The sequence below is a fragment of the Marinobacterium zhoushanense genome, assembly GCF_014641945.1.
GTDB lineage: Bacteria > Pseudomonadota > Gammaproteobacteria > Pseudomonadales > Balneatricaceae > Marinobacterium_D > Marinobacterium_D zhoushanense.
The window spans coordinates 741,983-764,725 of record NZ_BMIJ01000001.1; the positions used below are offsets into that span (position 1 = coordinate 741,983).

General features: G+C 59.5%; 22 protein-coding genes. 10 read left to right on the forward strand and 12 right to left on the reverse strand.

Features of this window, described 5'->3' with window-relative positions; all coding sequences use genetic code 11:
* The first annotated feature begins 63 nt into the window (after positions 1 to 63).
* On the forward strand, positions 64 to 1,416 hold the full coding sequence (gene mgtE, locus IEX40_RS03470) for a magnesium transporter (protein ID WP_188745686.1): 1,353 nt from the start codon (positions 64 to 66) through the stop codon (positions 1,414 to 1,416).
* Between the two features lie 4 nt (positions 1,417 to 1,420).
* Positions 1,421 to 1,945, forward strand: coding sequence for a ribosome biogenesis factor YjgA (yjgA, locus tag IEX40_RS03475; RefSeq protein WP_188745687.1), 525 nt, complete (start codon positions 1,421 to 1,423; stop codon positions 1,943 to 1,945).
* A gap of 34 nt (positions 1,946 to 1,979) precedes the next feature.
* Here yjgA and IEX40_RS03480 read toward each other — a convergent pair whose 3' ends face one another.
* From IEX40_RS03480 to IEX40_RS03510, 7 genes are all read right to left on the reverse strand, one after another.
* The gene (locus IEX40_RS03480; RefSeq protein WP_229680533.1) at positions 1,980 to 2,843 is read right to left on the reverse strand and encodes a carbon-nitrogen hydrolase family protein; all 864 of its coding nucleotides are present in this window, start codon (positions 2,841 to 2,843) and stop codon (positions 1,980 to 1,982) included.
* Positions 2,840 to 6,673: a YhdP family protein gene (locus tag IEX40_RS03485; RefSeq protein WP_188745688.1), complete on the reverse strand. Its 3,834-nt coding sequence runs from the start codon at positions 6,671 to 6,673 to the stop codon at positions 2,840 to 2,842. Before IEX40_RS03485 ends, IEX40_RS03480 begins: the two co-directional genes overlap by 4 nt.
* Before the next feature lie 14 nt (positions 6,674 to 6,687).
* Positions 6,688 to 8,160, reverse strand: coding sequence for a ribonuclease G (gene rng / locus IEX40_RS03490; protein WP_188745689.1), 1,473 nt, complete (start codon positions 8,158 to 8,160; stop codon positions 6,688 to 6,690).
* 15 nt (positions 8,161 to 8,175) lie between these two features.
* Entirely contained in the window at positions 8,176 to 8,772 is a 597-nt protein-coding gene (locus IEX40_RS03495; protein WP_188745690.1) for a Maf family protein, read from the reverse strand.
* A gap of 14 nt (positions 8,773 to 8,786) precedes the next feature.
* Positions 8,787 to 9,275, reverse strand: coding sequence for a rod shape-determining protein MreD (gene mreD, locus IEX40_RS03500; protein WP_188745691.1), 489 nt, complete (start codon positions 9,273 to 9,275; stop codon positions 8,787 to 8,789).
* On the reverse strand, positions 9,268 to 10,122 hold the full coding sequence (mreC, locus tag IEX40_RS03505; RefSeq protein WP_188745866.1) for a rod shape-determining protein MreC: 855 nt from the start codon (positions 10,120 to 10,122) through the stop codon (positions 9,268 to 9,270). The genes mreD and mreC overlap by 8 nt, the downstream gene beginning before the upstream one ends.
* Before the next feature lie 65 nt (positions 10,123 to 10,187).
* Positions 10,188 to 11,225 carry a rod shape-determining protein gene (locus tag IEX40_RS03510; RefSeq protein ID WP_188745692.1) on the reverse strand — a complete coding sequence of 346 codons (1,038 nt, stop codon included), beginning with the start codon at positions 11,223 to 11,225 and terminating at the stop codon, positions 10,188 to 10,190.
* Positions 11,226 to 11,411: 186 nt separating this feature from the next.
* On the opposite strand from IEX40_RS03510, the gene gatC reads away from it, so the two are divergent.
* The 7 genes from gatC to IEX40_RS03545 all read left to right on the forward strand — a co-directional run bounded on the left by gatC (position 11,412) and on the right by IEX40_RS03545 (position 17,522).
* Positions 11,412 to 11,699 (forward strand): Asp-tRNA(Asn)/Glu-tRNA(Gln) amidotransferase subunit GatC, encoded by a 288-nt coding sequence (gene gatC / locus IEX40_RS03515; RefSeq protein WP_188745693.1) that lies wholly within the window; start codon positions 11,412 to 11,414, stop codon positions 11,697 to 11,699.
* 30 nt (positions 11,700 to 11,729) lie between these two features.
* The gene (gatA, locus tag IEX40_RS03520; protein WP_188745694.1) at positions 11,730 to 13,181 is read left to right on the forward strand and encodes an Asp-tRNA(Asn)/Glu-tRNA(Gln) amidotransferase subunit GatA; all 1,452 of its coding nucleotides are present in this window, start codon (positions 11,730 to 11,732) and stop codon (positions 13,179 to 13,181) included.
* A 14-nt stretch (positions 13,182 to 13,195) separates the two neighbouring features.
* Entirely contained in the window at positions 13,196 to 14,650 is a 1,455-nt protein-coding gene (gene gatB / locus IEX40_RS03525) for an Asp-tRNA(Asn)/Glu-tRNA(Gln) amidotransferase subunit GatB (protein ID WP_188745695.1), read from the forward strand.
* Positions 14,651 to 14,981: 331 nt separating this feature from the next.
* A complete protein-coding gene (locus IEX40_RS03530) occupies positions 14,982 to 15,176 on the forward strand; it encodes a (2Fe-2S)-binding protein (RefSeq protein ID WP_188745696.1) in 195 nt (64 codons plus the stop codon).
* Between the two features lie 142 nt (positions 15,177 to 15,318).
* Complete coding sequence (bfr, locus tag IEX40_RS03535; RefSeq protein ID WP_188745697.1) at positions 15,319 to 15,792, forward strand: bacterioferritin; 474 nt, start codon at positions 15,319 to 15,321, stop codon at positions 15,790 to 15,792.
* Between the two features lie 3 nt (positions 15,793 to 15,795).
* Positions 15,796 to 16,263: a bacterioferritin gene (gene bfr / locus IEX40_RS03540; protein WP_188745698.1), complete on the forward strand. Its 468-nt coding sequence runs from the start codon at positions 15,796 to 15,798 to the stop codon at positions 16,261 to 16,263.
* A gap of 350 nt (positions 16,264 to 16,613) precedes the next feature.
* Positions 16,614 to 17,522, forward strand: coding sequence for a LysR family transcriptional regulator (locus IEX40_RS03545; RefSeq protein ID WP_188745699.1), 909 nt, complete (start codon positions 16,614 to 16,616; stop codon positions 17,520 to 17,522).
* Here the strand turns inward: IEX40_RS03545 and IEX40_RS03550 are convergent.
* Entirely contained in the window at positions 17,505 to 18,188 is a 684-nt protein-coding gene (locus IEX40_RS03550) for a phosphoglycolate phosphatase (RefSeq protein WP_188745700.1), read from the reverse strand. The two genes, IEX40_RS03545 and IEX40_RS03550, sit on opposite strands and share 18 nt — an antisense overlap.
* The gene (gene rpe / locus IEX40_RS03555) at positions 18,185 to 18,859 is read right to left on the reverse strand and encodes a ribulose-phosphate 3-epimerase (RefSeq protein ID WP_188745701.1); all 675 of its coding nucleotides are present in this window, start codon (positions 18,857 to 18,859) and stop codon (positions 18,185 to 18,187) included. The genes IEX40_RS03550 and rpe overlap by 4 nt, the downstream gene beginning before the upstream one ends.
* Before the next feature lie 136 nt (positions 18,860 to 18,995).
* Between rpe and IEX40_RS03560 the strand changes: the two genes are divergently transcribed.
* On the forward strand, positions 18,996 to 20,072 hold the full coding sequence (locus tag IEX40_RS03560) for a DUF3530 family protein (protein WP_188745702.1): 1,077 nt from the start codon (positions 18,996 to 18,998) through the stop codon (positions 20,070 to 20,072).
* Here IEX40_RS03560 and djlA read toward each other — a convergent pair whose 3' ends face one another.
* Genes djlA through IEX40_RS03575 form a run of 3 tightly spaced genes read right to left on the reverse strand, consistent with a single transcriptional unit; the run spans position 20,073 to position 22,627 of the window.
* Positions 20,073 to 20,900 carry a co-chaperone DjlA gene (gene djlA / locus IEX40_RS03565; protein WP_188745703.1) on the reverse strand — a complete coding sequence of 276 codons (828 nt, stop codon included), beginning with the start codon at positions 20,898 to 20,900 and terminating at the stop codon, positions 20,073 to 20,075.
* 2 nt (positions 20,901 to 20,902) lie between these two features.
* Complete coding sequence (gene murU, locus IEX40_RS03570; RefSeq protein ID WP_188745704.1) at positions 20,903 to 21,589, reverse strand: N-acetylmuramate alpha-1-phosphate uridylyltransferase MurU; 687 nt, start codon at positions 21,587 to 21,589, stop codon at positions 20,903 to 20,905.
* Between the two features lie 3 nt (positions 21,590 to 21,592).
* Positions 21,593 to 22,627, reverse strand: a complete 1,035-nt coding sequence (locus IEX40_RS03575) for an aminoglycoside phosphotransferase family protein (RefSeq protein ID WP_188745705.1) — start codon at positions 22,625 to 22,627, stop codon at positions 21,593 to 21,595.
* Positions 22,628 to 22,743: the final 116 nt, after the last annotated feature.

Sequence of the window (22,743 nt, forward strand, 5' to 3'; positions counted from 1 at the left end):
CGCCTCGATCTCACCGCTATACTTTTCGTTACATCCGGCCACCTCCTCCTTGAGTGATCGCGCATGAGTTCTCAGCAGGACAAACAAAGCCGTCTCGACATGCTTGGCAGCGCGCTCGACAAGAGCGAGATCCGCCAGCTCAGGTATATGTTGAACAAGGGATTACGGCCGGTCGAAGCCGCCAAGCTGCTGGAAAAAACGCCGCCAAAGGAGCGTGAGCTGCTGTGGAATCTGCTCAACCAGGAGAACGAGGGCAAGATCCTTCAGCATCTGGGCGACGATCTCCAGGCCGATATTCTCAGTCGCATGGATGCCAATGAGCTACTGGTGGTGACCGAAGGGCTCGACTCGGACGACATGGCCGACATACTGCAGCAGCTGCCCGAAACGGTGATGAAAGAGCTGCTGCGCATCATGGACAAGCAGAACCGCAAGCGAGTCGAAAAGCTGCTCTCCTACCCGGAAGATACGGCCGGCGGCTTGATGAATACGGATGCCGTAACTGTACGACCGGACATCAATATCGAAACGGTATTACGCTACCTGCGTCGGCACACGGAGCTTCCACAATCCACCGACAGCCTGTTTGTAGTCAGCCGCAAAGACTCCTTCATCGGCATTTTACCCTTGAGCCGTCTGCTGACAGCTGACCCTCAGGTTATGGTTCGCGAGATCATGCAGACCGACCTGGCGCCGATTCCAGCGGACAAGCCAGCACAGGAAGTGGCACGTTTGTTCGAGGATCAGGACCTGGTATCAGCACCGGTGGTGGACGAACAGGGTAAGCTGCTCGGCCGCGTCACCATCGACGATGTGGTCGACGTAATCCGTGAAGATGCCGACCACTCGCTGATGAGTATGGCCGGTCTCGACGAGGACGAAGACACCTTTGCACCGGCGCTACGCACCACCCGCAGACGGGCGGTCTGGCTCGGCATCAATCTGATCACCGCGTTTATCGCCTCGGCGGTTATCGGCCTGTTTGAAGATACCCTGGAGCAGGTGGTTGCATTAGCGGTGCTGATGCCGATCGTCGCCTCTATGGGCGGGATCGCCGGCAGCCAGACGCTGACACTGGTGATCCGCGGTCAGGCGCTAGGACAGATCGAGCGCAGCAATATCGGCTGGCTATTCAATCGTGAGCTGATCTCAGGCGTCCTGAACGGTACACTATGGGCCCTGATCGTTGCCGCCGTTGCCGTGATCTGGTTCAGCGACCTGACGGTCGGTATCGTCATCGCGCTGGCGATCGTAATAAACCTGCTGGCCGGCGCCATGGCCGGCACCTTGCTGCCGATGATCCTGAAGAGCGCCGGCATAGACCCAGCACTGGCAGGCAGCGTACTACTGACGACCATAACCGATGTGGTCGGTTTCTTTGCATTTCTGGGTCTGGCGACCCTGTTTTACGGTTAATACGATGAGTGAATTTGAGCACGACACGGGACTCGATCCCGATGAGGAGCTGGGGCCGAGCCGCAGCCAGGTCAAGCGGGATATGGAAGCGCTGCAGGAGTTGGGTAAGCGCATCACCGAACTGAACCCGGATCAGCAGGCACAGGTGCCGATGGACGAGCGTCTGGCGAACGCCGTCGCCGAGATGCGCCGCATCACCTCGCATGGCGCCCGGAAACGCCAGCTTCAATTTATCGGCAAGCTGATGCGTACCGCCGACGCGGAGGCCATTCGCGCCGTTATCGAGCGCTTCGACTCTGCCTCAGCTGCCCACAACCAGCATTTTCACGCGCTGGAACAGTGGCGTGAGCGCTTGATCGACGGTAGCAATGACGAGCTGCAGAGCTATATCGATAAACATCCGAGCGCCGATATACAGCACCTGCGCCAACTGGTGCGTAACGCTCAGAAGGAGCGCAAGGAGGGCAAACCTCCGGCTCAGGCGCGTAAACTCTTCCGTTACCTGCGTGAGGTCAGCGAGCAGGCTTGATACCTGCTTGCCGGCCGGGATTCAACTCCGCTGGCTACGCCCAACTGTCGCGCCGATGCTGCCATACCGGCATCTCGGCGCGCAGGCGCTTGAGCTTGTCCAGATCCACTTCGGCCAACACCACCCCTTCCCCCTGATCCTGGCAACCTAGCACCTCGCCCCAGGGATCCACGATCATCGAATGTCCCCAGGTCTGCCGCCTAGGGCTGTGTACCCCCCCCTGGCCCGCCCCGACACAGTAACACTGAGTCTCGATTGCCCGCGCCCTGAGCAGTATCTCCCAATGCGCTTCACCGGTAACCTTGGTAAACGCCGCCGGAACCAGCAGTACATCCGCCCCCAAATCACGCAGACGCTGATAGTGGCCGGGAAAACGCAGGTCGTAACAGATGCTCAGACCGATACGGCCGACGGGCGAATCGACAACCACCACCTCATCACCGCCCGGCTCAAAACGCGCCGATTCACGGTAGCTCGCAAGCGCATCGCCAACGTCCACATCAAACAGGTGACGCTTGTCATAGCTGGCCACAATCTCGCCCTTCTCGTCGACGACCAGCAGGCGGCTGCGCACCCTGCCATCGTCGATTTTGGAGCCGTCGGGCCGTATCAGTGCCGGTGAACTGCCCGCCACCAGCCAGATGCCATGCTTGCGGGCCTGGGCCGACAGCCAGCCGGACAGGCGTCCCTCGGCCAACTCCTCTTCCGCAAGCTCCCGAATCTGACCACTCTCGATCAACGCGAAATTTTCCGGCAACACGGCCAAGCTTGCGCCCTGCATCGCCGCAGCGGCGATAAGCCTGGCCGCCTGATCCAGATTGACCGCTACGTCCTTGGTCGAGACCATCTGAATCGCAGCGATCTTGTTGCTCATCTTTTCAACCTTCGGACCGGTCATGGCGAATCCTTCCTGTTCTGCGCATTCGAGGTCTGCAGCTCAACCTGAGGCTCGCTCCAGTCCCCGGAGATGTGGTATTTCAACGTAGTCACCCGCTCCAGCTTATCGCCAATCAGCTTGTCGATCAGGAAAACGGCGCCGGCGACCTGGGGCGCCCCCAGCAGTACTGCAGCAAACGGCACGTTACTGGCCAGAGGCAACACCACCTCCATCTCCTTATCCACCGTCTCATCGATCAGATTCAGCGAGCCCGTCGCTTTCAGGTTAGCCGAAGGCCCCTCCATCACCAGCGGATCCAGTGTGGATGCAATACCCTTTGCGATGCGATAGCGCCCCTCAAGCCGATCAAAGGCGACCCCTTTCTGGAACAGGTCGGAAAAATCAAGTTTAAGCCGACGCCCCAGGGTGTTGAAATTGAGTATGCCGAAGACCCGGAGCAGGTTGGCACTGTTACCGGACTCGATCAGGCGACCATCCTTGAACTGGAACTCAAACGCACCATCCAGATTGGCGAGGCTGATCGACCAGGGGGCTCCAGGCCAATCCAGTTGCAGGTCCGAACTCAAGGCTTCACTTTCGATCGCCTTGTCCATCTGCCACTGTTCCAGCTGACGCCCGATATCCCTGCCCTGTATCTTTAACGTCAAGCCGGTATGAGGATGCGCACCGCCCAACCAGTTAAGCTCGCCCTTGAGGCTGAACTGAGCGAGCTGGGCATCGATATTCTGTACGCGCAGACGCTGCCCTTCAGGGCGCAGATTAGCCTTCCAACGGCCCCAGTCACGGCCCCTGAACAGGAGCTTATCGATCTCGATATCGGCCGCTGTCATCGACGCGGGTGACAACAACTGACTGTTATTGCCCTCTTCGACAGCGAGGTCGGACGCAGAGTCGTCGGTTTGCGACTGGCCCAACGACAGGCGGGACAGCTTGATCTCGATCGGCTGTTCGGCATCGGGAATCCGTACATCCCCGACAACCTCCTGCCCTTCCAGATGCACCGCCCAACCGGCGGATCCAGGCTTCACGATCGCGTGCAACTGATTAAGTACGTTTCCGCCGACCAGTAAACGGTCTACCCACAGATCGACCTCCTGCAGGGGCTGAACAGCTTTCCCTTCCGACTCAGATCCAGCCTGGGCCTGTGCCACCGCAAGGCGATCCAGCAGCGACATCAACTCACTTGCATCCAGCTGCACCAGGGAACCGTCCACATACAACCCCGCGCCCGGCCTGAATACGGCTGCACCCTCCCCCAGGTGCAGGGTACCGCGCAGGCTAGGATCAGTCAGGTCAAAACGCCCCTTCAACGCCTGACGATAACTGAAATCGAGCTGCTGAGTATCCAGCGCCAAGTGCAGTTTCAGCTCGCCCGGCTGATCGGCGGACAGATGCAAGGGTGCGGGCAGATCCACAGCCACCCCTTGCAGATCGGAATAGATCTCCAGCTGACTGGCGCAATCGGCCTGGCCGCTACAGAGTGATAGCGCCGCCGAGTAGTTCAGGGTACCGCTCATCAGGCTCAACTGGTCGATTTCGGTCCAACCCTGCGCTGTCTCAATGGGCAGCCGCCCCTGCATATCAACCCGGGTAACGCCCTTGTTGGTTGCGATCCGGCCACTGATCGACTGGTCGAAAATTTTCCCCTCCAGCTTGCCACTGCTGAGACCAGCAGAGGAGGTATAAGCCAATGTCCCGCTAAGTTGCGACAGACTCAGCCGCGCCGCCTGCGATTCGAGTCTGCCGTCGCTTAGCCTGCCGTTCGCTACAACATTCAGTTTGGCGCCAGTACCGGTCTGCACCGGAATCTCCAGCCGCAAACCGGTTTTCATCGCGCCGTCGAAATGCCAGTCACCCAGCGCATCACCGACCGACTGCAGTGGCTTTGAGCGCAGTACCTGCTCCAGATCCTTCGCCGGTCCGTCGAGCTCCGCTATCACCGCCAAGCGGGGATCGTGCAGCGGTTTATAGGCCCAGCCCGAGGTTATCGTCGTATCCAGCAGTGTCGCGTGACGAATATCGACCCGCAGGTCACCGTTATGGATATAGAGGAAAAAATCAGCGTCATCGATACTCGGCCAGTCCGGATCAAATTTCAGCTGCGCTTGACCGATATCGAAAAACAACTGCACCACCGGCGGCTGTCTCGATTCTAGACTACGCGTACCACCGTGCAGCAAAAGTCCGGCCTGGCGAATATGTCCTGCCTGGATGGCGTCGCCCAACCAACGATACAAGCCTTCACCCACCTCATGCCCAGGCGTAAAACTCTGTGCACGGGTCGCATCTCCATCGGTGATACCGATCTGCAGGGTGAGCTCCGTCTGCTGTTCACGATCGTAGGGGATATCGATACTGAAGCGGCCAGCGGCGCTGACACTCGCATCCTTGAGATGCAGCAGTTCGCTGTGGATAAGTGCCGCCTCCGGGCTCAGCTCCCAGCGTACAATGCCGTCGGCCCGGTTAAACGCCCACCCCTGGGGGTAGAGCTTGGGGAAGTGAAGATCAAAGCGGTCCGAATCCAGGTGCACCGCACCACCGCTGATGTTCGCCTGCAATAGACCGGACACCCCGGAAGCGGCGGGCGCTCCGTAATAGGCCTGTACGGCAAGCTCATCGGCATCCGCACGCAGTTCAAAATCGCGCCAGTCGCCGTTTGCGGGCCATTCGATCACCAGGTTCTGCAACCGTCCGCTCGGCTGCAGCTCGCTTGCCAGCGCAATTGCGGCTTCCGGCAATGCCGCCTGATGCAGCAACCAGTCGGTCAGTGCTGCAAGCTCCAGCTCCGGCATCGCCAACCGTTGCAACCGGAACGGTTGCTGCCACCCGGCGCTCTCCAGCAGCACCTGCGGCAATACCAGCTCAGCGCCTTCGGTATTGAGGTGTATATTGTTCAGCTGCAGCTGATAGCCGTCCGACTTGGGCAATAACGCAAAATCGAGATAGCTGTTACTCAGCACAACCCGATTCGGTGCAACGCCGTAGTCCAGCTCGCCGATGGCCAGCGCTCCATTGAGTGACTGCAAGGCTCCGTCATGCCAGCGCCCCCAGAACTCGGTACCGGCACGCAACCGGATCAACGGCAACTCGATATCGACCAGGTTGAACAGCTCGGGTCCCAAGGAGTCGAGTTTGAGGTAGAAGGGATAGTCTCCGCGTAACGGATCCTCAGGCGTGCCTTCGAACTGTATCGCGAACTGCAGCCGGGTATCCTCACTGAGCCCCGCCAGGCGCGATTGGCCACTCAGCTGGTGCCGCGAATCGACATTTTCCAGTACCGCATCGATCGACTCCAGCTGGCGGGCGCTGCCTACATCAGGGATCATCATCAAGCGGGAGTCGCGAATACCCACTTTCGGCTGACTGAGGATCAGACCGAGCAGACGGCGCCACCCCCGCTCCGACATACCGCTGCTGTCGGCGCCGACTCCGGGCCGGTGCAGCCACTGGCCGTCACGTTGTTGCCAGAAGCCGTCAGCAGCACTCAACTCCAATCGCTCGAAAATCGGCTGCCAGCGCAGCAACGAGCGCCAGGGGTCGAGCTGCACGTCGATAGTTTCGATACTCAGGCGCACTTCGGGCCCCTGCTCACCGGCGCTGATCACCCTCAGCCCGCCCACGCTGAGCGCTGGATAGTACCCCTCCCAGCGCGCGTCGAGTGTGGTGATATCGAGATTGACCCCCAGTGATTCGCCGAGATACTCGGCAATCTCGCTACGGTAGTCAGCCACTTTCGGCAGCCCCAGGCGCAGCGCCAGAATGGCGAGACCAAGCAGCATCGCCAGCATCAAGCTCCACCAGCTAAGGTGCTTAACCGATGCCTTGAGCATAACGGACGCGATCCTTAGCGCAGAACAACATCGAAGTGTTCGGGGTTATACATCGGCTCGACCTGGAAACGGATCGTCTTGCCGATGAAGACCTCGAGCTCAGCCACATGGTCGGAGGCATCATCGAGCAGGTAATCGACCACCCGCTGATTGGCCAGTACCAGGTAGGAGTCAGTATCGTAGGCACGATGCTGACGCAGGATTTCACGGAAGATTTCGTAACATACCGTTTCCGGGGTGCGGATTGATCCACGCCCCTCGCACTGCTGACAAGGCTCGCAGAGCACCTGCTCCAGGCTCTCACGGGTACGCTTGCGGGTCATCTCGACCAACCCCAGTTCGGAAACGCCGGTGACCTTGCACTTGGCATAATCCTTCTCCAACACCCGCTCAAGGGTACGCAACACCTGACGCTGGTGGTCCACATCCTCCATATCGATAAAATCGATAATGATGATGCCGCCCAGGTTACGCAGGCGCAGTTGCCGCCCTATCGCGGTGGCGGCTTCAAGGTTGGTCTTGAAGATCGTCTCCTCGAGATTGCGGTGACCGACAAACGCGCCGGTATTCACGTCCACCGTGGTCATCGCTTCGGTTTGGTCGAAGATCAGGTAGCCGCCGGACTTGAGTTCCACCTTGCGGCCCAGTGCCTTCTGAATCTCCTCTTCCACATTGAACAGATCGAAGATGGGGCGCTCGCCCGGGTAATACTCCAGCTTCGCCTCTATCTCCGGCACCAGCGAGTGAGAAAACTCGGTGGCCTTCTGGAAGGTTTCACGCGAATCGATCCGTATGCGCTCAACCCCGGCGTGAGCCATATCGCGCAGTGCGCGCATGTTCAAAGGCAGGTCTTCGTAAACTGCAGCCGGCGCCACCGCCTTGGCAATCCGGCCCTGTATAGAATCCCAAAGACGGATCAGGAACTGGATATCCGCCCCCAGCTCGGACTCGCTGACCTGCTCAGCCACGGTACGCAGGATAAATCCATGCTCAGGCGCGTCCTGGTCATCGCCGGTGGTGAGTTTCTGAATCAGCGTACGCAGCCGTTCGCGCTCCTCCTGATCCTCTATGCGCTGCGAAACGCCGATATGGGAGCTACCCGGCATCAATACCAGATAACGGGAGGGGATAGACAGATGTGTGGTCAGCCGCGCGCCCTTGGTTCCGATCGGATCCTTGGTGACTTGCACCAACAGCGACTGCCCCTCTCTCAGCACCTGGGAAATCGACAGATTGCCACGAGACTCCGGGGCCTGGTTTTGATCGACGACCTCGTCGACATGGATGAACGCGGCCCGCTCAAGGCCGATATCGACAAATGCCGCCTGCATCCCGGGCAGTACCCGCACCACCTTGCCCTTGTAGATATTGCCGACAATACCGCGACGCTTGGCGCGCTCGACATAGATCTCCTGCGGCATGCCGTTTTCGATAACTGCGACGCGCGTTTCCATCGGTGTAAAGTTGATCAGAATCTCTTCTGCCATGCCGATTTCCTTACATCAGGCACTGAGTTCCGGCGGTGACTGCCAGACCTCTATATTAAACTCTTTTAATAGGGCCGCCGTCTGCGCCAGCGGCAGGCCGACAACGGCGGAGTAGCTACCGTCGATCGACTCGACGAATACAGCGCCCAGCCCCTGGATGCCGTAAGCCCCAGCTTTGTCCGCCGACTCACCGCTGGCCCAGTAGGCACGGGCGCGGGACTCATCGAATAACACAAAGCTGACTTCAGTTATGACGGTTTCGTAGAGACAACGTTCCCCATCCGCGACAGCAACCGCGGTCATCACCTGGTGACGTCGCCCGGACAACCGCATCAACATATTCACGGCATCGGCCTCATCACGCGGCTTACCCAGAATATCCCCATCGAGGATTACCGCCGTATCGGAGCCCAGCGCAGGCGCATCGGCACCGGCGGCAAGGTATCCGGCCTGGGCCTTCTCTCGCGCCAGACGCGCGACATACGCCTCGGGCGACTCGCCCGGTTGCGGGTCTTCGCACAGATCCACCGGTACCACGCGATGCGGCACACCTATCTGTTCTAACAGTTCACGACGACGAGGGGAAGCGGAGGCAAGAACCAGAGCAGGCATCGACCAACCTTGCATCAACGTATCCGGAACAAACGCCGGACACTTCTCAATAACAGGAACAGCCAAGGCCAGACCAAAGCACTGACCGCGGCTGGTAACAGAAACAGCAGCGAATCACTGGTGGTACCGGTGATCCCCTGCATCCAGTGGAACAGCAGCTGATTGATTCCAACCAGAACCAGGATCAGGCTCGATTGCTGCCAGAGCGGGAACATGCGCATGCGCTTGTAGAGTATGAGCACGAGAAACGCGATGATCGTCATCGACAGCGCATTCAGGCCAAGTACACTGCCGCGTACCAGATCCATCGCCAGACCCAACAGGAAGGCGATGCCGATACCGATGCGGTAGGGCAGCGCCATGACCCAGTAAATCAACACCAACACCACCCACTCGGGACGGGCCCAGGTCATGAAGTCGGGCATCGGGATCTGGCTCAGCACCAAGCCGACGATGAAGGTGCCCAGAATGATCAGCCCGCCACCGGCGCGCTCCTCACTCATCAACCGCCTCCCTGGGCAGTTCGGCGGTTGTGCGATCATGATCGACCAGCAGCAGGTGACGACTCTTATCCAGGCGGGCCGCTGGACGTGCCTTGACCTGAACGAATTGACGCCCCGGATCGCGGATCACCTCGGTCACTTCCGCCACCGGGTAGCCGCGCGGAAAGCGCCCGGCAAGACCCGAGGTGACCAGCAGATCGCCAACACGGATATCCGCCGTATCGGCTACATGCTCAAGCTCGAGCTCCCGTAGATCCCCCTTACCCAGGGCGATGGTACGAAAGCCGTTGCGATTGACCTCCACCGGCAGTGCCGCACGGGCATCGGTAATCAACATCACCCTGGACGTGTAGTGCGACAGAGTCACCACCTGCCCCATGATACCACCGGCATCCAGCGCCGGCTGTCCTTCGTAAACGCCATCCTCGGAGCCGCTGTTGACGATCACCTCGTGCTGGAACGGATCCGGGTTTACGCCGATCAGCTCAGCCAGTTTCACCGGCTCCTCTATCCGTTTCGCCGCGCCGAGCAGCTCGCGCAAGCGGATATTCTCGGCGATCAGCGCCGCGTTCTGCTGCACCTTGCGCTCAAGCAGCAGCGCTTCGGAGCGAAGACGTTCGTTATCGCTGAGCAGCGTGGCTCGACTGACCACGACACTGGAGAGGTTGTCCGCGGCACGGGCAGGCAGGTCGACCAACCACTGCAGCGGCGTGGTCAACAGGGAGAGATAGGCGCGCCCCTCCTTCATCTTCGTCCAGTTCAGGTCAGAGATGATCAGCAGCAACGCCATCAGTATCAGAACGACGAAGAGCGCACCCGGCGCCCCCCCTCGGAAGATCGTTTTAATACCAGACCTCCAGTTTCTCCGTCACCGGCGCCCAAGGCAGCGGCGATCCGAAACGGGCGATTGTCTTATTCGTAGGTCAGCAGCTCGAACGCGTGCTTGTCGAGCATCTCCAGCGCCTTGCCGCCACCACGGGCGACGCAGGTAAGCGGATCTTCGGCCACGATCACCGGCAGACCGGTCTCCTCGCTGATCAGTCGATCGATGTTGCGCAACAACGCGCCACCGCCGGTCAGCACGATGCCATGCTCGGCGATATCGGCCGCCAGTTCCGGCGGACACTGCTCCAGCGCGCTCTTGACCGCCTGAACGATCGACGACAGCGGTTCCTGTAGCGCCTCGAGAATCTCATTGCTGTTCAGGGTAAAGCTGCGCGGAATTCCCTCGGCGAGGTTGCGGCCGCGGACGTCGATCTCGAACACCTCATTACCGGGATAGGCGGTGCCGATCTCCTGTTTGATCCGCTCAGCCGTGGCCTCACCGATCAGGCTGCCGTAATTGCGGCGTACATAGGTCACGATCGCTTCATCGAAACGGTCACCGCCAACGCGTACCGACTCGGCGTAGACGATACCGTTCAACGATATCACCGCGATCTCGGTGGTACCGCCACCGATATCCACGACCATGGATCCGCTCGCTTCATCCACCGGCATACCGGCACCGATCGCCGCTGCCATCGGCTCCTCTATCAGATACACCTCACGGGCACCGGCCCCGATCGCCGATTCCTTGATTGCGCGACGCTCAACCTGGGTCGATTTACAGGGCACGCAGACCAGCACACGCGGACTCGGTTTCAGGAAGGAGTTGTCGTGCACCTTGCTGATAAAGTACTGCAGCATCTTTTCGGTGACGTGGAAGTCAGCGATGACGCCATCCTTCATCGGCCGGATTGCGGTGATGTTGCCCGGTGTACGGCCTAGCATTCTTTTCGCGTCGGTACCGACAGCCGCTACCGACTTCTGGTTACCGTTGACGCGAATCGCCACCACCGAGGGCTCGTTAAGCACGATATCCCGATCACGTACATATATAAGGGTATTAGCAGTACCCAGGTCGATCGACAGGTCGCTGGAGAAAATGCCGCGGATTTTCTTGAACATGAGAAGTGGATACCCTGAGGTTATCTGCGGGCCGGTGCGCCGTCCACAGACGGGCGACTTATCTGACCACAAGTCCTGAAAGGCGATAACTCTAACAACGGCGGGGATTTTGGGCAAGGAACAAATATGGTAAGTTAGCCCGCCTCAAACTCTTTCCCGAATGAGCTAAAAGCGAGAAGCGGACTTATGTCTCTGGACCGATCCGACGTTGAACGTATCGCCCATCTGGCGCGCCTGCAGATAGACGACAGCGATATTCCGTCTTACACCGAAAATCTCTCCAGCATCCTCAATCTGATCGACCAGATGCAGCAAACCGATACCGCCGGAGTGGAGCCCTTGGCCAACCCTCTCGATGCCGTGCTGCGCCTGCGTGATGATGTGGTCAGCGAAAGCAATCAGCGCGAGCAACTGCAGACGGTGGCCCCCGCTGTTGAGGAGGGGCTATTCCTGGTCCCGAAAGTGATCGAGTAACCCTCGCCCCATTTCAAGGAATGCTTACCCATGTTTGACAAGACACTGGCCGAGCTGGCTGCAGGCCTGCGCAAGGGCGACTTCAGCAGCGTCGAACTGACCAGCGCCTATCTCGAGCGCATCAAGGCTGAAGACGGCCGTTACAACAGCTTCATCACCGTGACCGAAGAGCAGGCGCTCGCACAGGCGAAGGCCGCCGATGCCTCGATTGCCGCAGGCGATGCCGGCGCCTTTACCGGCCTGCCGATCGCCCACAAGGATCTGTTCTGCACCCAGGGCGTACGCACCAGTTGTGGCTCGAAGATGCTGGACAACTTCGCTTCGCCCTACGACGCCACTGTGGTCGCCAAATTCAAGCAGGCCGGCGCGGTCATGCTGGGCAAAACCAATATGGACGAGTTCGCCATGGGCTCCTCCAACGAATCCAGCTTCTACGGCGCGGCGCGCAACCCTTGGAATACCGACTGTGTACCCGGTGGCTCCTCCGGCGGATCCGGCGCAGCGGTTGCCGCACGCCTGACCCCGGCCGCCACCGGTTCCGATACCGGCGGCTCTATTCGCCAACCGGCCGCGCTGTGCGGCATTACCGGGCTGAAACCCACTTACGGCCGCGTCTCCCGCTACGGCATGATCGCCTACGCCTCGTCGCTGGATCAGGGTGGCCCGATGGCCCATACCGCCGAAGACTGTGCGATGATGCTCAACGTCATGGCCGGTTTCGACCCGATGGATTCCACCTGCCTGAACCGTGAGGTGCCGGACTACACCGCGACACTGAACGAGCCACTGGCCGGGCTGAAGATCGGCCTGCCAAAGGAGTACTTCAGCGATGCACTGGATCCGCAGATCGCCGAGCGGGTGAAAGCAGCGGTTGCCGAGTTCGAGAAACTGGGTGCGACCGTGAAAGAGGTTAGCCTGCCCAGAACCGAGTTGTCGATCCCGGCCTACTACATCATCGCCCCAGCCGAAGCCTCCTCCAACCTGTCGCGTTTCGATGGCGTGCGCTACGGCTACCGCTGCACGGATCCCAAGGATCTTGAGGATATGTACAAGCGCAGCCGTGGTGAAGGGTTCGGCGCCGAAGTCAAGCGCCGCATCATGGTTGGCACCTACGCTCTATGTGCCGGCTACTACGACGCTTACTACAATAAAGCACAGCAGATCCGCCGCCTGATCCAGCAGGACTTCGTCCGCGTGCTGGAGGATGTGGATGTGATCATGGGGCCGACCACGCCGCATCCGGCCTTCCGCATCGGCGAGAAGAACAACGACCCGGTCAGCATGTACATGGAGGATATCTTCACCCTGTCGCTGAACTTGGCGGGTCTTCCCGGCATGTCCGTGCCCTGCGGCCAGGTTAACGGCCTGCCGGTGGGTATGCAGATCATCGGCAACTACTTCGCCGAAGCCAAGCTGCTGAACATCGCACATCAGTTCCAGCAGGTAACTGACCACCACAAACAGGCACCGGCCGGCATCTGAGAGGTTAGCGAACGATGGAATGGGAAGTTGTCATCGGGCTGGAGATCCACGTCCAGCTCTCTACCACGACCAAGATATTCTCCGGCGCAAGCACCGCGTTCGGCGCCGAGCCCAACACCCAGGCCTGCGCGGTGGATCTCGCGCTGCCCGGCACTCTGCCGGTATTCAACGAGAACGCGCTGCGCATGGCGGTGATGTTCGGTCTGGCGGTGGATGCCGAGATCGGCAAGCGCTCGGTGTTTGAGCGCAAGAACTACTTCTACCCCGACCTGCCCAAGGGCTACCAGACCACCCAGCTGGCCGAGCCGATCGTCGGTCCCGGCCATGTGGACATTGAGACCGACGATGGCGTCAAGCGCCGCGTGCGCATCCACCACGCCCATCTGGAGGAGGATGCCGGCAAGTCGCTGCATGAGGACTTCCACGGCATGACCGGCATCGACTTGAACCGCGCCGGCACCCCACTGGTGGAGATCGTCTCCGAGCCGGATATGCGCTCCTCCAAGGAGGCGGCCGCCTACGCCCGCAAGATCCACGCGATCGTCACCACGCTTGGCATCTGCGATGGCAACATGGCGGAAGGCTCCATGCGCTGCGACTGCAACGTCTCCGTGCGTCCCAAGGGCCAGGAGGAGTTCGGCACCCGCACCGAGCTGAAGAACATCAACTCCTTCCGCTTTATCGAGCGCGCCATCGACACCGAGGTGGCCCGTCAGATCGACCTGATCGAGGATGGCGGCAAGGTCGTGCAGGAGACCCGCCTGTACGACCCGGACAAGAACGAAACCCGCAGCATGCGTTCGAAAGAGGATGCCAACGACTACCGGTACTTCCCCTGCCCGGATCTGCTACCGGTGATCATCGACGACAGCTATATCGAGGCGATCCGCGACACCCTGCCCGAGCTGCCGGACGCCCGTCGCGCCCGTTTTATCGACGAGTACGGTCTATCCGAGTATGACGCCGGCGTGCTCTCCGGTTACCGCGCCCAGGCCGACTACTATGAACAGGTGGCGAAAGCCTGTAGCGATGCGAAGCTGGCGGCCAACTGGGTCATGGGCGAGCTGGCCAAGCATCTGAACCAGCACGATACCGACATCAAGGAAAGTCCGGTCAATGCCGAGCAACTTGGCGGCCTGCTGGTGCGCATCAAGGACAACACCATCTCCGGCAACATCGCCAAGAAGGTGTTCGAGCTGATGTGGAGCAAGGGCGGCAGTGCCGACGAGATCATCGAAGCCGAGGGCCTGAAACAGGTCACCGACACCGGCGCCATCGAAAAGATCGTCGACGATGTGATCGCCAATGCCGGGAAGCAGGTCGAGCAGTACAAGGCCGCCGAACCGGACAAGCGCGGCAAGATGCTCGGCTTCTTCATGGGCCAGGTGATGAAGGCCACCGGTGGTAAGGCCAACCCGGGCGCCGTCACCGGCATTCTGAAGCAGAAGCTAGACGCACTCTGCGACTGAATCACAATCCATCGAACAGGGCTCCTGCCCTGTTCGATTTCCAACACACCTCCAACATTTCACCCTCCACACCCAGCACCCGCACGAACCAGACCAGCCAACACACTGTTTTTTAAAGGCGATCTCTATCTCCTCAGATGGCACTGCGATTGCTTGCCTATTGCTGGAGCGACTTCGCTCACCACGGTCGAAACATGAGGCATGGACACATAAGGCTGGACACCTCGGCAATTGACTCTGATCAGAAAAAAGCCAACAACAGTTGCATTTTACTAATACGAACCATTATCATTACCAACACTATTTAACTATCCGACCGTTTGGAGGGGCCATGTACGTTTGCATCTGTAACAACATCACCGAGCGCCAGGTCCAGCAAGCAATCGACGAGGGAGCACGCAGCGTACGCGACCTCAACCGCACCCTGTGCGTCGGCAGTGAGTGCGGCAAATGCACCTGTACTGCACGCCAGATCATCAAGCGGGAACAAAATGCCCGAGCCAACGAACTGGCGATCCCTGCTTAGCCCCGGTTTCCTTCGCGGTATCACTGCCTAAACCTCACCTTCGTTTAGGCTATACTCTCGCTCGTGAAGGCTATACTCTCCTGTTAAGACTGCTCTCCGCCCAGCCTTACCATCTGCAGTGCGCATAGAAAAGGAGCTATCCATGCAAGGTGACAACTCACTTGTCCGCCGGCTCAACAAGGTCCTTACCTTCGAGCTAACCTCAATCAACCAGTACTTTCTCCATGCCCGTATGTTCAAGAATTGGGGCTTGGAAAAACTGAATCACAAGGCCTACAAGAAATCGATCCTCGATATGAAGCAGGCGGACGAACTGATCGAGCGTATTCTGTTTCTGGAAGGCCTGCCCAACCTGCAGCAGCTCGAGCGCTTACGTATCGGCGAAAATACCGCCGAGATGCTGCAGTGTGATCTGGAGATGGAGCTGGAACAGATAGCGCTGCTGCGAGAGGTGATTGCCGAGTGCGAAGCCGCTGGCGATTATGTCAGCCGTCATCTGCTGACTGAGATCCTCGAACACGAGGAGGAGCATGTAGACTGGATAGAGGCGCAGCAGTACCTGATCGCCGAGACCGGCATCGAAAACTACCTGCAATCCGCAATTGAGAAGGAGTAAGCGATGAAGGGCAACAAAAAAGTCATCGGAGCACTAAACAAGCTACTCGCCGGTGAGCTGGCCGCCATGGATCAGTATTTCATCCACTCCGAGATGTATGACGATTGGGGACTGAGCAAGCTGTACGAGCGTATCGCCCATGAGTTCGACGACGAAAAAGGGCACGCCAAAGCGATCATCTCCCGCATCCTGTTCCTTGAAGGCACTCCGGATATGGTCACCCGTGAGCCGATCCACATCGGCAAGGATGTGCCAGAGATGCTGAAAAACGATCTCAACACCGAGTACAGCGTGGCAAGAAACCTGAAAGAGGTGATCAAGCTCTGCGAAGAGGAGCAGGACTACCAGACTCGTGAGATGTTGCGCCGTCAGCTGGAGGACACAGAGGAGGATCACGCCTACTGGCTGGAGAAACAGCTGGGCTTGATCGACAAGATCGGACTGAAGAACTATCTGCAATCGCAGATGTAGGCCGGTCCCGGCAACTTGACGTTAACAAGGCAGCCCCCGGGCTGCCTTGTTCGTTCTGACAGCCGACAAGCATTGAAACCCCGGGGTGAAACCCTGCGCCCGCGGGGTACCGCACATCCTACCCACCCCGCTCCTGCACATCCATGTGCTCGCAGGATAAATACATCCATGTACAAAAAAAACCCCGCCGAGGCGGGGTAAAACTGTGTGTGATAAAGCCGATGTCCGTCCACATACCAGGAACAGACCAATCCAGTCTCGGGGAGAGACTGCATGAGCAAGATCCAGTATAGTGATTTCATACCTATATAAAATTCGAATTTAATTAGATGGATGTTCGATAATTTCGAATGAAAATACACAACCTGAACTTCCGCCACCTACGCTATTTCATGGTCGTCGCGCAGGAGGGTAGTATCGCCCGCGCCAGCGACCGACTGAACCTGACACCGCAAACCATCTCCGGACAGCTCAAAACACTGGAGGATATGCTGGATATTGAGCTGTTCGAGCGCAGCGGTCGTCGACTGGAGCTCACCGATGCGGGTCGTCAGGCGCTGGAGTACGCAGAGGAGATCTTCAGCCTTGGCGAGGCGATGCAGCTACAGCTGCATCACGCCGATACGGTCCAACGTACCTGTGCCGTGGGGATTGCAGACGTAGTGCCCAAGAGCATCGCCTACCGCCTGCTGGCCCCGGCGTTGGAGTTGGACGAGCCGTTACGCCTCGAGTGCCGTGAGGGCTCGATGGAAGCCCTGCTCGGCGAGCTGATCGCCAACCGCGTCGACCTGATCCTGGCCGACCGTCCGATCGATGCCGGTACCCATGTGCGCGCCTACAATCATCTACTCGGTGAAACCGGGATCAGCATGTTCGCCAGCCCCTCGCTGGCCAGCCGCTATCGTAAGGATTTCCCCGGGGGGCTGGACGGCGCACCGCTGCTGCTACCCACCGACGACACAGTGGCCGGTGCCAATATCATGAAATGGTTTCGTGCCCGGCAGATAACACCGCTGGTTCAGGTCGAATGCGTCGACAGCGCCCTGATCGACACCTTCGGCCAGGCTGGAATCGGGCTGTTTTGCGGCCCATCGGTACTAGAAGCCGAACTACAGCGCCAGCACGGTGTCGAGTTGATCGGCCGCTTGGAGGGTATTCGCGAACGCTACTACGCGATCTCGCTGGAACGGCAGATTCGCCACCCCGGCGTACAGGCGATCACCCACCGGGCGAGAGAACTGCTAAGCGTTGACAGCTAGAAGCTCGGCCAACGAGTCGATCACCCGATCGGCACCTGCCTCATGGATAGGCTCACCACGGTTGTAACCATAACTCACACAGATCACCGGACAACCGGCGGCCCGCGCCGCCTCCACATCCACCCGGGAGTCACCGATCATCAGCGCACTGCCGGGTAGCACACCACTCCGGTCACAGGCGTGCAGCAGCGGGGCCGGCGAAGGTTTTTTCTGTTTCAATGTATCGCCGGCCACGACCACGGGAAAGTATTGCGACAACTGCAGCTGATCGAGCAGGCTGTGGGTAAAACCTCCGGGCTTATTGGTCACCAGCGCCATCGGCACCCCTTCACGGCGATAATGCTTAAGCAGGCTATCCACACCGGGATAGAGGCTACTGGTGCGCCCGTTGGCCTGTGCGTAGGCGGTCATGAACAACTCCTGCGCAATCGGAAACAGCTCCTCGTTCTCCGGATCTGCCTGCACCTGCACAGCATCCGCCAGTGCTCTACGCACCAGCATTCCCGCCCCATTGCCAACCCAGCGGCGAACCTTGTGCTCCCCCGCCGGCGCACGCCCCAGCGCAGCCAGCATCTGGTCCACCGCACGCGTGAGATCGGGCACGCTATCGACCAACGTGCCATCCAGATCAAACATCACCAGGGCGGGATGCTCCGACCGACTCATATTGCGGCCTTGGCCAGTTCCGCCCGCATCTGGTCGATGGTGGCGCGGTAATCGTCGGTATTGAAGATCGCCGATCCGGCGACAAAGGTATCCGCGCCCGCCTGCGCGATCTCCCGAATGTTGCCTATGCCTACCCCGCCATCGACCTCAAGCCGCACCGAATAGCCACTCTCATCGATCCGGCTACGCACCTGTTTCAGCTTATCCAAGGTCGACGGGATAAACTTCTGCCCACCGAAGCCCGGGTTCACCGACATCAGCAGGATCATATCCAGCCTGTCCATGACATGGTCGAGATAGTGCAGAGGCGTTGCCGGATTGAGTACCAGCCCCGCCTTACAGCCACCATCGCGGATCATCTGTAACGAGCGATCGATATGCTCCGAGGCTTCCGGATGGAAAGTGATATAGGTTGCCCCCGCGTCGATGAAATCCGCTATCATGCGATCCACCGGCTTGACCATCAGATGGACATCAATCGGCGCCTGGATGCCATAGTTACGCAACGCCTTGCACACCATCGGACCGATGGTCAGATTAGGTACATAGTGGTTGTCCATGACGTCGAAATGGACGATATCGGCACCCGCTTCGAGTACCGCATCGACCTCTTCGCCAAGGCGGGCAAAGTCGGCTGAGAGGATGGAGGGTGCAATCTTGTAGTCGGTCATCGGGCAAAACACCGCATGGCTTTATGATGTGGATCGCCATTGTACAAAAGCCGGCCCAGGTTAACAGCCTCTGACATACGTTGAGCCCCTTGCCGGAGACCCTTGTGCCGCCGATAATCCAGCCATGACCTATCTCATGCTATTAAATGTCCTGGTGCTGGTGCTGCTTACAAGCCTGCCTCGCTTCGCTATTGCCGCCGATGGGCCGGCTGGGGCCGATAATCCGGCTTCTGCCACGCCAACCGATATGGGCGCGCTGTACGATCTGCAACGCAGCGAAGCGGGAAATCCGCCAAGCGACGAGCGACTCGGACGGCAGTTACCGGCGGACACCAGCGTGCTGACCATGGAGATCGATGGACAGCGTTTCCATGCCTTGCGTCAGGAGGCCGAACGCGCAGAGCCCTGGGGATGGATACTGCTGCTGCCAGATCCGGGAATGGGTCCCGCGTGGCCCCAACAGGTAGAAGCGTTGCGCTTTGATCTGGCCAGGCATGGTTGGCTGACGCTGGCGCTGGAGCCACCACAACCTGTTCCACCGGCAGTACCCGAACGCTCGCTACCGGTGATGAAGAGTTTCTCCTCAGCGTCCGAGCCCGCCGAAAGTATGCCGACTCCCGCACCAGCGGACCGGGAGGGTAGTTCCGTGCAGGCAGAGCCGGACACCGAGACGGATGCAGCCAAGCCGCCTGGAACTTTCGCCGAGCGCTTCAACGAGCGCATCGCCCTTGTGCGGGAGCAGCTGCCGCAGCAGGAAAACCAAATCCGTATTGTACTCGCGTTCGGCCGTGCTGCAGGCTGGAGTGCAGCCTATATCGCCGCGCATCCGGAGCTGGACGCCAGCCTGGTTCTGCTCGACCCACTGCCCGATACACAAGCAGATGCTCCCAGGCTGTCGGGATTGTGGGAGCAGCTCGGTTCGACTCCCGTACTCGATCTCTATCACGCCCCGCTGCCGGGACACCCTGAGGCGGCATCAGCAGCGAGGATACGCAAATCCCAGGCACAACGAGCCAAGATGGAGCACTACCGACAGTCCCGGATAGCACCGCCGTTTATCGGCTGGCAGCCCGAGATGCCCTGGCTTACCCAGACCATCAGGGGCGTGATCAAGAGCCAGATTATCGAATCGCTAGAACAGGTCAGAACTCCGGAGCAAGGTACACAACCCAGTATTCAGGGGCAAACCCAGCCAGGCGCCGCCACTCGTTAATCAACGCATCCCCCGGGCCTTGCGAATCTGATCATAGGCGGCCTGAATCTCCTGGGTCTGCTCCTTGGCCAGCTGGATCATCTCCTCCGGCAACCCCTTGGACACCAGTTTGTCCGGGTGATGCTGGCTCATCAGTCGACGCCAAGCCTTTTTCACCTCTGCATCCGAAGCGCTGGGCTCAACACCCAACACACCATAGGCCTGCTCCAGGGTGGCACCCGAGAACTGCTGGGGGTCCTGGTGCGCACGATAGGCCTGCTCGCGAAACGCCTGCTCGGCGCGAATCCGACTCAGCAGAGCCTGAGCCTCATCCGGGGTGAACTGCAGCATTCTGCAGATCTCGGACAACAGCGCCTGCTCAGCAGGACTGACCTCACCATCGGCCATCGCCGCCTGCAACTGAATCTCGACGAACATCAGTTTGACCGCACTGCGATGACGCAACAGCGCTCCCAGCGGCAGCAGTACACTCGAGATCTCGAATTCGGCCTGTTTGCCTTCGGAGAAACATTCGATCGCCTCGCGCCGCTTCTCCTCGCTCAGGTTCATCCGCGCCATCACTTCGCGAGCAAAGTTGATCTCAGTCTCCGATACCCGGCCATCCGCCTTGGCCACCTTGCCCATCACGGTGAAGGTGGCACGGAAGAACAACTGTTGCGGGTTGTACTTGGCCGCACTGGTGCGCAGCGCTCGATCGATCAAGAATCCCAGTGCCCCGCCCAACAACAGGCCGACGATACCACCACTGAACAGGCCGATCAGAGCCCCTATACCCAATCCAGTACGATGACGATAGAGCGACTGCCCCAGGGATTCGGCTCCTGCCATGACTAACACTCTCCTCTTAATCGTTGATCGAGCGCAGTGAGACGCTCGGGGGTGCCGATATCGTCCCAAAAGTCTTCGATTTGGGTTCCGCAAACCGCATCTATCGCCATCGCTTCGCGCAATAAAGGCGCCAGCGCGGCGGGTTGCCCGGGTATCAAAGCACTGAACAGGGAGGCCCTCAACAAGCTTATACCGGCGAAGGTCAAGCGCGGGCAGCCCTCGGCGGCCACATGCCCGCCCTGCAGATGGAAATCCCCGGTCGGGTGCCAGGGCGGGTTATCGACCAGCAACAGATGCGCCTGCTGCTCGGGCGAAAGAGACAGGGCCGACAACGCATCATCGCTCAGCTCGGTATACACATCGCCGTTAACGACCAGAAAGCACTCATGCTCATCATCGGCCAACATCGGCAGCGCCTGCCGAATGCCTCCTGCCGTCTCCAATGGTTCGGTTTCGGCGGAGTAGAGCAGTGGCACACCGAAACGCTCGCCATCGCCGAGCTCAGCTTCGATCTGCTCCCCCAGCCAGGCATGGTTGATGACGATGCGTTCAACCCCGATACGTGCCAGGCGTTCGATATGGTATTCGATCAGCGCCTTTCCGCCAGCCTTAAGCAAGGGCTTGGGGCGGGTCAGGGTCAAAGGCCGCATGCGCGTACCCAACCCCGCCGCCAGAATCATCGCTCGCATAGGTCAGGCCAACTCCTGATCCAGGTCTATCTCCTTGAACATCGGATGCCGGGCCATCGCCGGCACCACGCGCCGATCAAGCAGCTGTTGCAGTTCCGCCATTGATGAATGGCGTCCCGCGGCTCGATACAGGTAACCAAGGGTGCGCGGCATATCCTGCACGTAACCGGCCTTGCCGTCGCGCAGACAAAGGCGGGAGAAGATGCCGAGCACCTTCAACTGACGCTGCATCCCCATCAGGTCGAACTGCTGCAAAAACGCTTCACGCGTGGGGGTTCCGCCACGAAGCGCCAAGCGGTGGCGGAAATCCTCGACCCAGCGCGCCACCTGTTGATCGGGCCAACGCACGTAGCTATCCCTGAGCAGGGATACCAGATCATAGGTGACAGGGCCTGACACCGCGTCCTGAAAATCGATCACGCCCAGTTCGCCGTCATGCAGCAGCATCAGGTTGCGAGAGTGGTAGTCGCGATGCACGCTGACCTGCACCTGCTCCAACGCATTCGAAACCAGCGCCCGCTTCGCCTCATCGAGTACACGTTGCTCGGCCGGTGAGAGCTCAAGCTGCAGCATCCGCCCGACAAACCACTCATCGAACAACCCCATCTCGCGGCGCAGCAGCACCTCGTTATAGGCGGGTAGATGTTCATGGGGAATCGCCTGGATCGTGTCGAGCACCCTGAACGCCTGCCCATACAACCGGTCGACACTCTCGGCATTCAGCGCCGGCAGCATCAAGCGATCGCCAAAGTCCTCCAACAACATGAACCCCTGCACAAGATCCAGTGCAATCAGCCCTGGTACGCGAACGCCGGCCTCATGCCAGTGCCTGGCGATATCGACAAAGGGTTGGCTGTCCTCCTTCTCCGGCGGCGCATCCACTGCGATCCAGTTTTCCTGTTCACCTGTGGCGCGAAAATAGCGCCGAAAACTGGCGTCACCGGAAACCGGCTGCAAGGATTTACTGACAACTGCCAGCCCATTTTGCTCCGCCTGTTCCGCAACCCAGTTCTGTAGCTGTCGAAGACGCTCGCCCATCGATCTTAAAATCCCCCTGCACCTCGCGAATCGCCTCACGAGTCTTACCTTGTGGTCCAGTTTTGGACACCGCGCCTCAAGCCCGATGAGGTCTGGCATTAGCGCCCGTAACAGCT

Coding starts and splice junctions, on each gene's coding strand:
- mgtE (WP_188745686.1), top strand. CDS start 64: ATGAGTTCTCAGCAGGACAAACAAAGCCGTCTCGACATGCTTGGCAGC.
- yjgA (WP_188745687.1), top strand. CDS start 1,421: ATGAGTGAATTTGAGCACGACACGGGACTCGATCCCGATGAGGAGCTG.
- IEX40_RS03480 (WP_229680533.1), bottom strand. CDS start 2,843: ATGACCGGTCCGAAGGTTGAAAAGATGAGCAACAAGATCGCTGCGATT.
- IEX40_RS03485 (WP_188745688.1), bottom strand. CDS start 6,673: ATGCTCAAGGCATCGGTTAAGCACCTTAGCTGGTGGAGCTTGATGCTG.
- rng (WP_188745689.1), bottom strand. CDS start 8,160: ATGGCAGAAGAGATTCTGATCAACTTTACACCGATGGAAACGCGCGTC.
- IEX40_RS03495 (WP_188745690.1), bottom strand. CDS start 8,772: ATGCCTGCTCTGGTTCTTGCCTCCGCTTCCCCTCGTCGTCGTGAACTG.
- mreD (WP_188745691.1), bottom strand. CDS start 9,275: ATGAGTGAGGAGCGCGCCGGTGGCGGGCTGATCATTCTGGGCACCTTC.
- IEX40_RS03510 (WP_188745692.1), bottom strand. CDS start 11,225: ATGTTCAAGAAAATCCGCGGCATTTTCTCCAGCGACCTGTCGATCGAC.
- gatC (WP_188745693.1), top strand. CDS start 11,412: ATGTCTCTGGACCGATCCGACGTTGAACGTATCGCCCATCTGGCGCGC.
- gatA (WP_188745694.1), top strand. CDS start 11,730: ATGTTTGACAAGACACTGGCCGAGCTGGCTGCAGGCCTGCGCAAGGGC.
- gatB (WP_188745695.1), top strand. CDS start 13,196: ATGGAATGGGAAGTTGTCATCGGGCTGGAGATCCACGTCCAGCTCTCT.
- IEX40_RS03530 (WP_188745696.1), top strand. CDS start 14,982: ATGTACGTTTGCATCTGTAACAACATCACCGAGCGCCAGGTCCAGCAA.
- bfr (WP_188745697.1), top strand. CDS start 15,319: ATGCAAGGTGACAACTCACTTGTCCGCCGGCTCAACAAGGTCCTTACC.
- bfr (WP_188745698.1), top strand. CDS start 15,796: ATGAAGGGCAACAAAAAAGTCATCGGAGCACTAAACAAGCTACTCGCC.
- IEX40_RS03545 (WP_188745699.1), top strand. CDS start 16,614: ATGAAAATACACAACCTGAACTTCCGCCACCTACGCTATTTCATGGTC.
- IEX40_RS03550 (WP_188745700.1), bottom strand. CDS start 18,188: ATGAGTCGGTCGGAGCATCCCGCCCTGGTGATGTTTGATCTGGATGGC.
- rpe (WP_188745701.1), bottom strand. CDS start 18,859: ATGACCGACTACAAGATTGCACCCTCCATCCTCTCAGCCGACTTTGCC.
- IEX40_RS03560 (WP_188745702.1), top strand. CDS start 18,996: ATGCTATTAAATGTCCTGGTGCTGGTGCTGCTTACAAGCCTGCCTCGC.
- djlA (WP_188745703.1), bottom strand. CDS start 20,900: ATGGCAGGAGCCGAATCCCTGGGGCAGTCGCTCTATCGTCATCGTACT.
- murU (WP_188745704.1), bottom strand. CDS start 21,589: ATGCGAGCGATGATTCTGGCGGCGGGGTTGGGTACGCGCATGCGGCCT.
- IEX40_RS03575 (WP_188745705.1), bottom strand. CDS start 22,627: ATGGGCGAGCGTCTTCGACAGCTACAGAACTGGGTTGCGGAACAGGCG.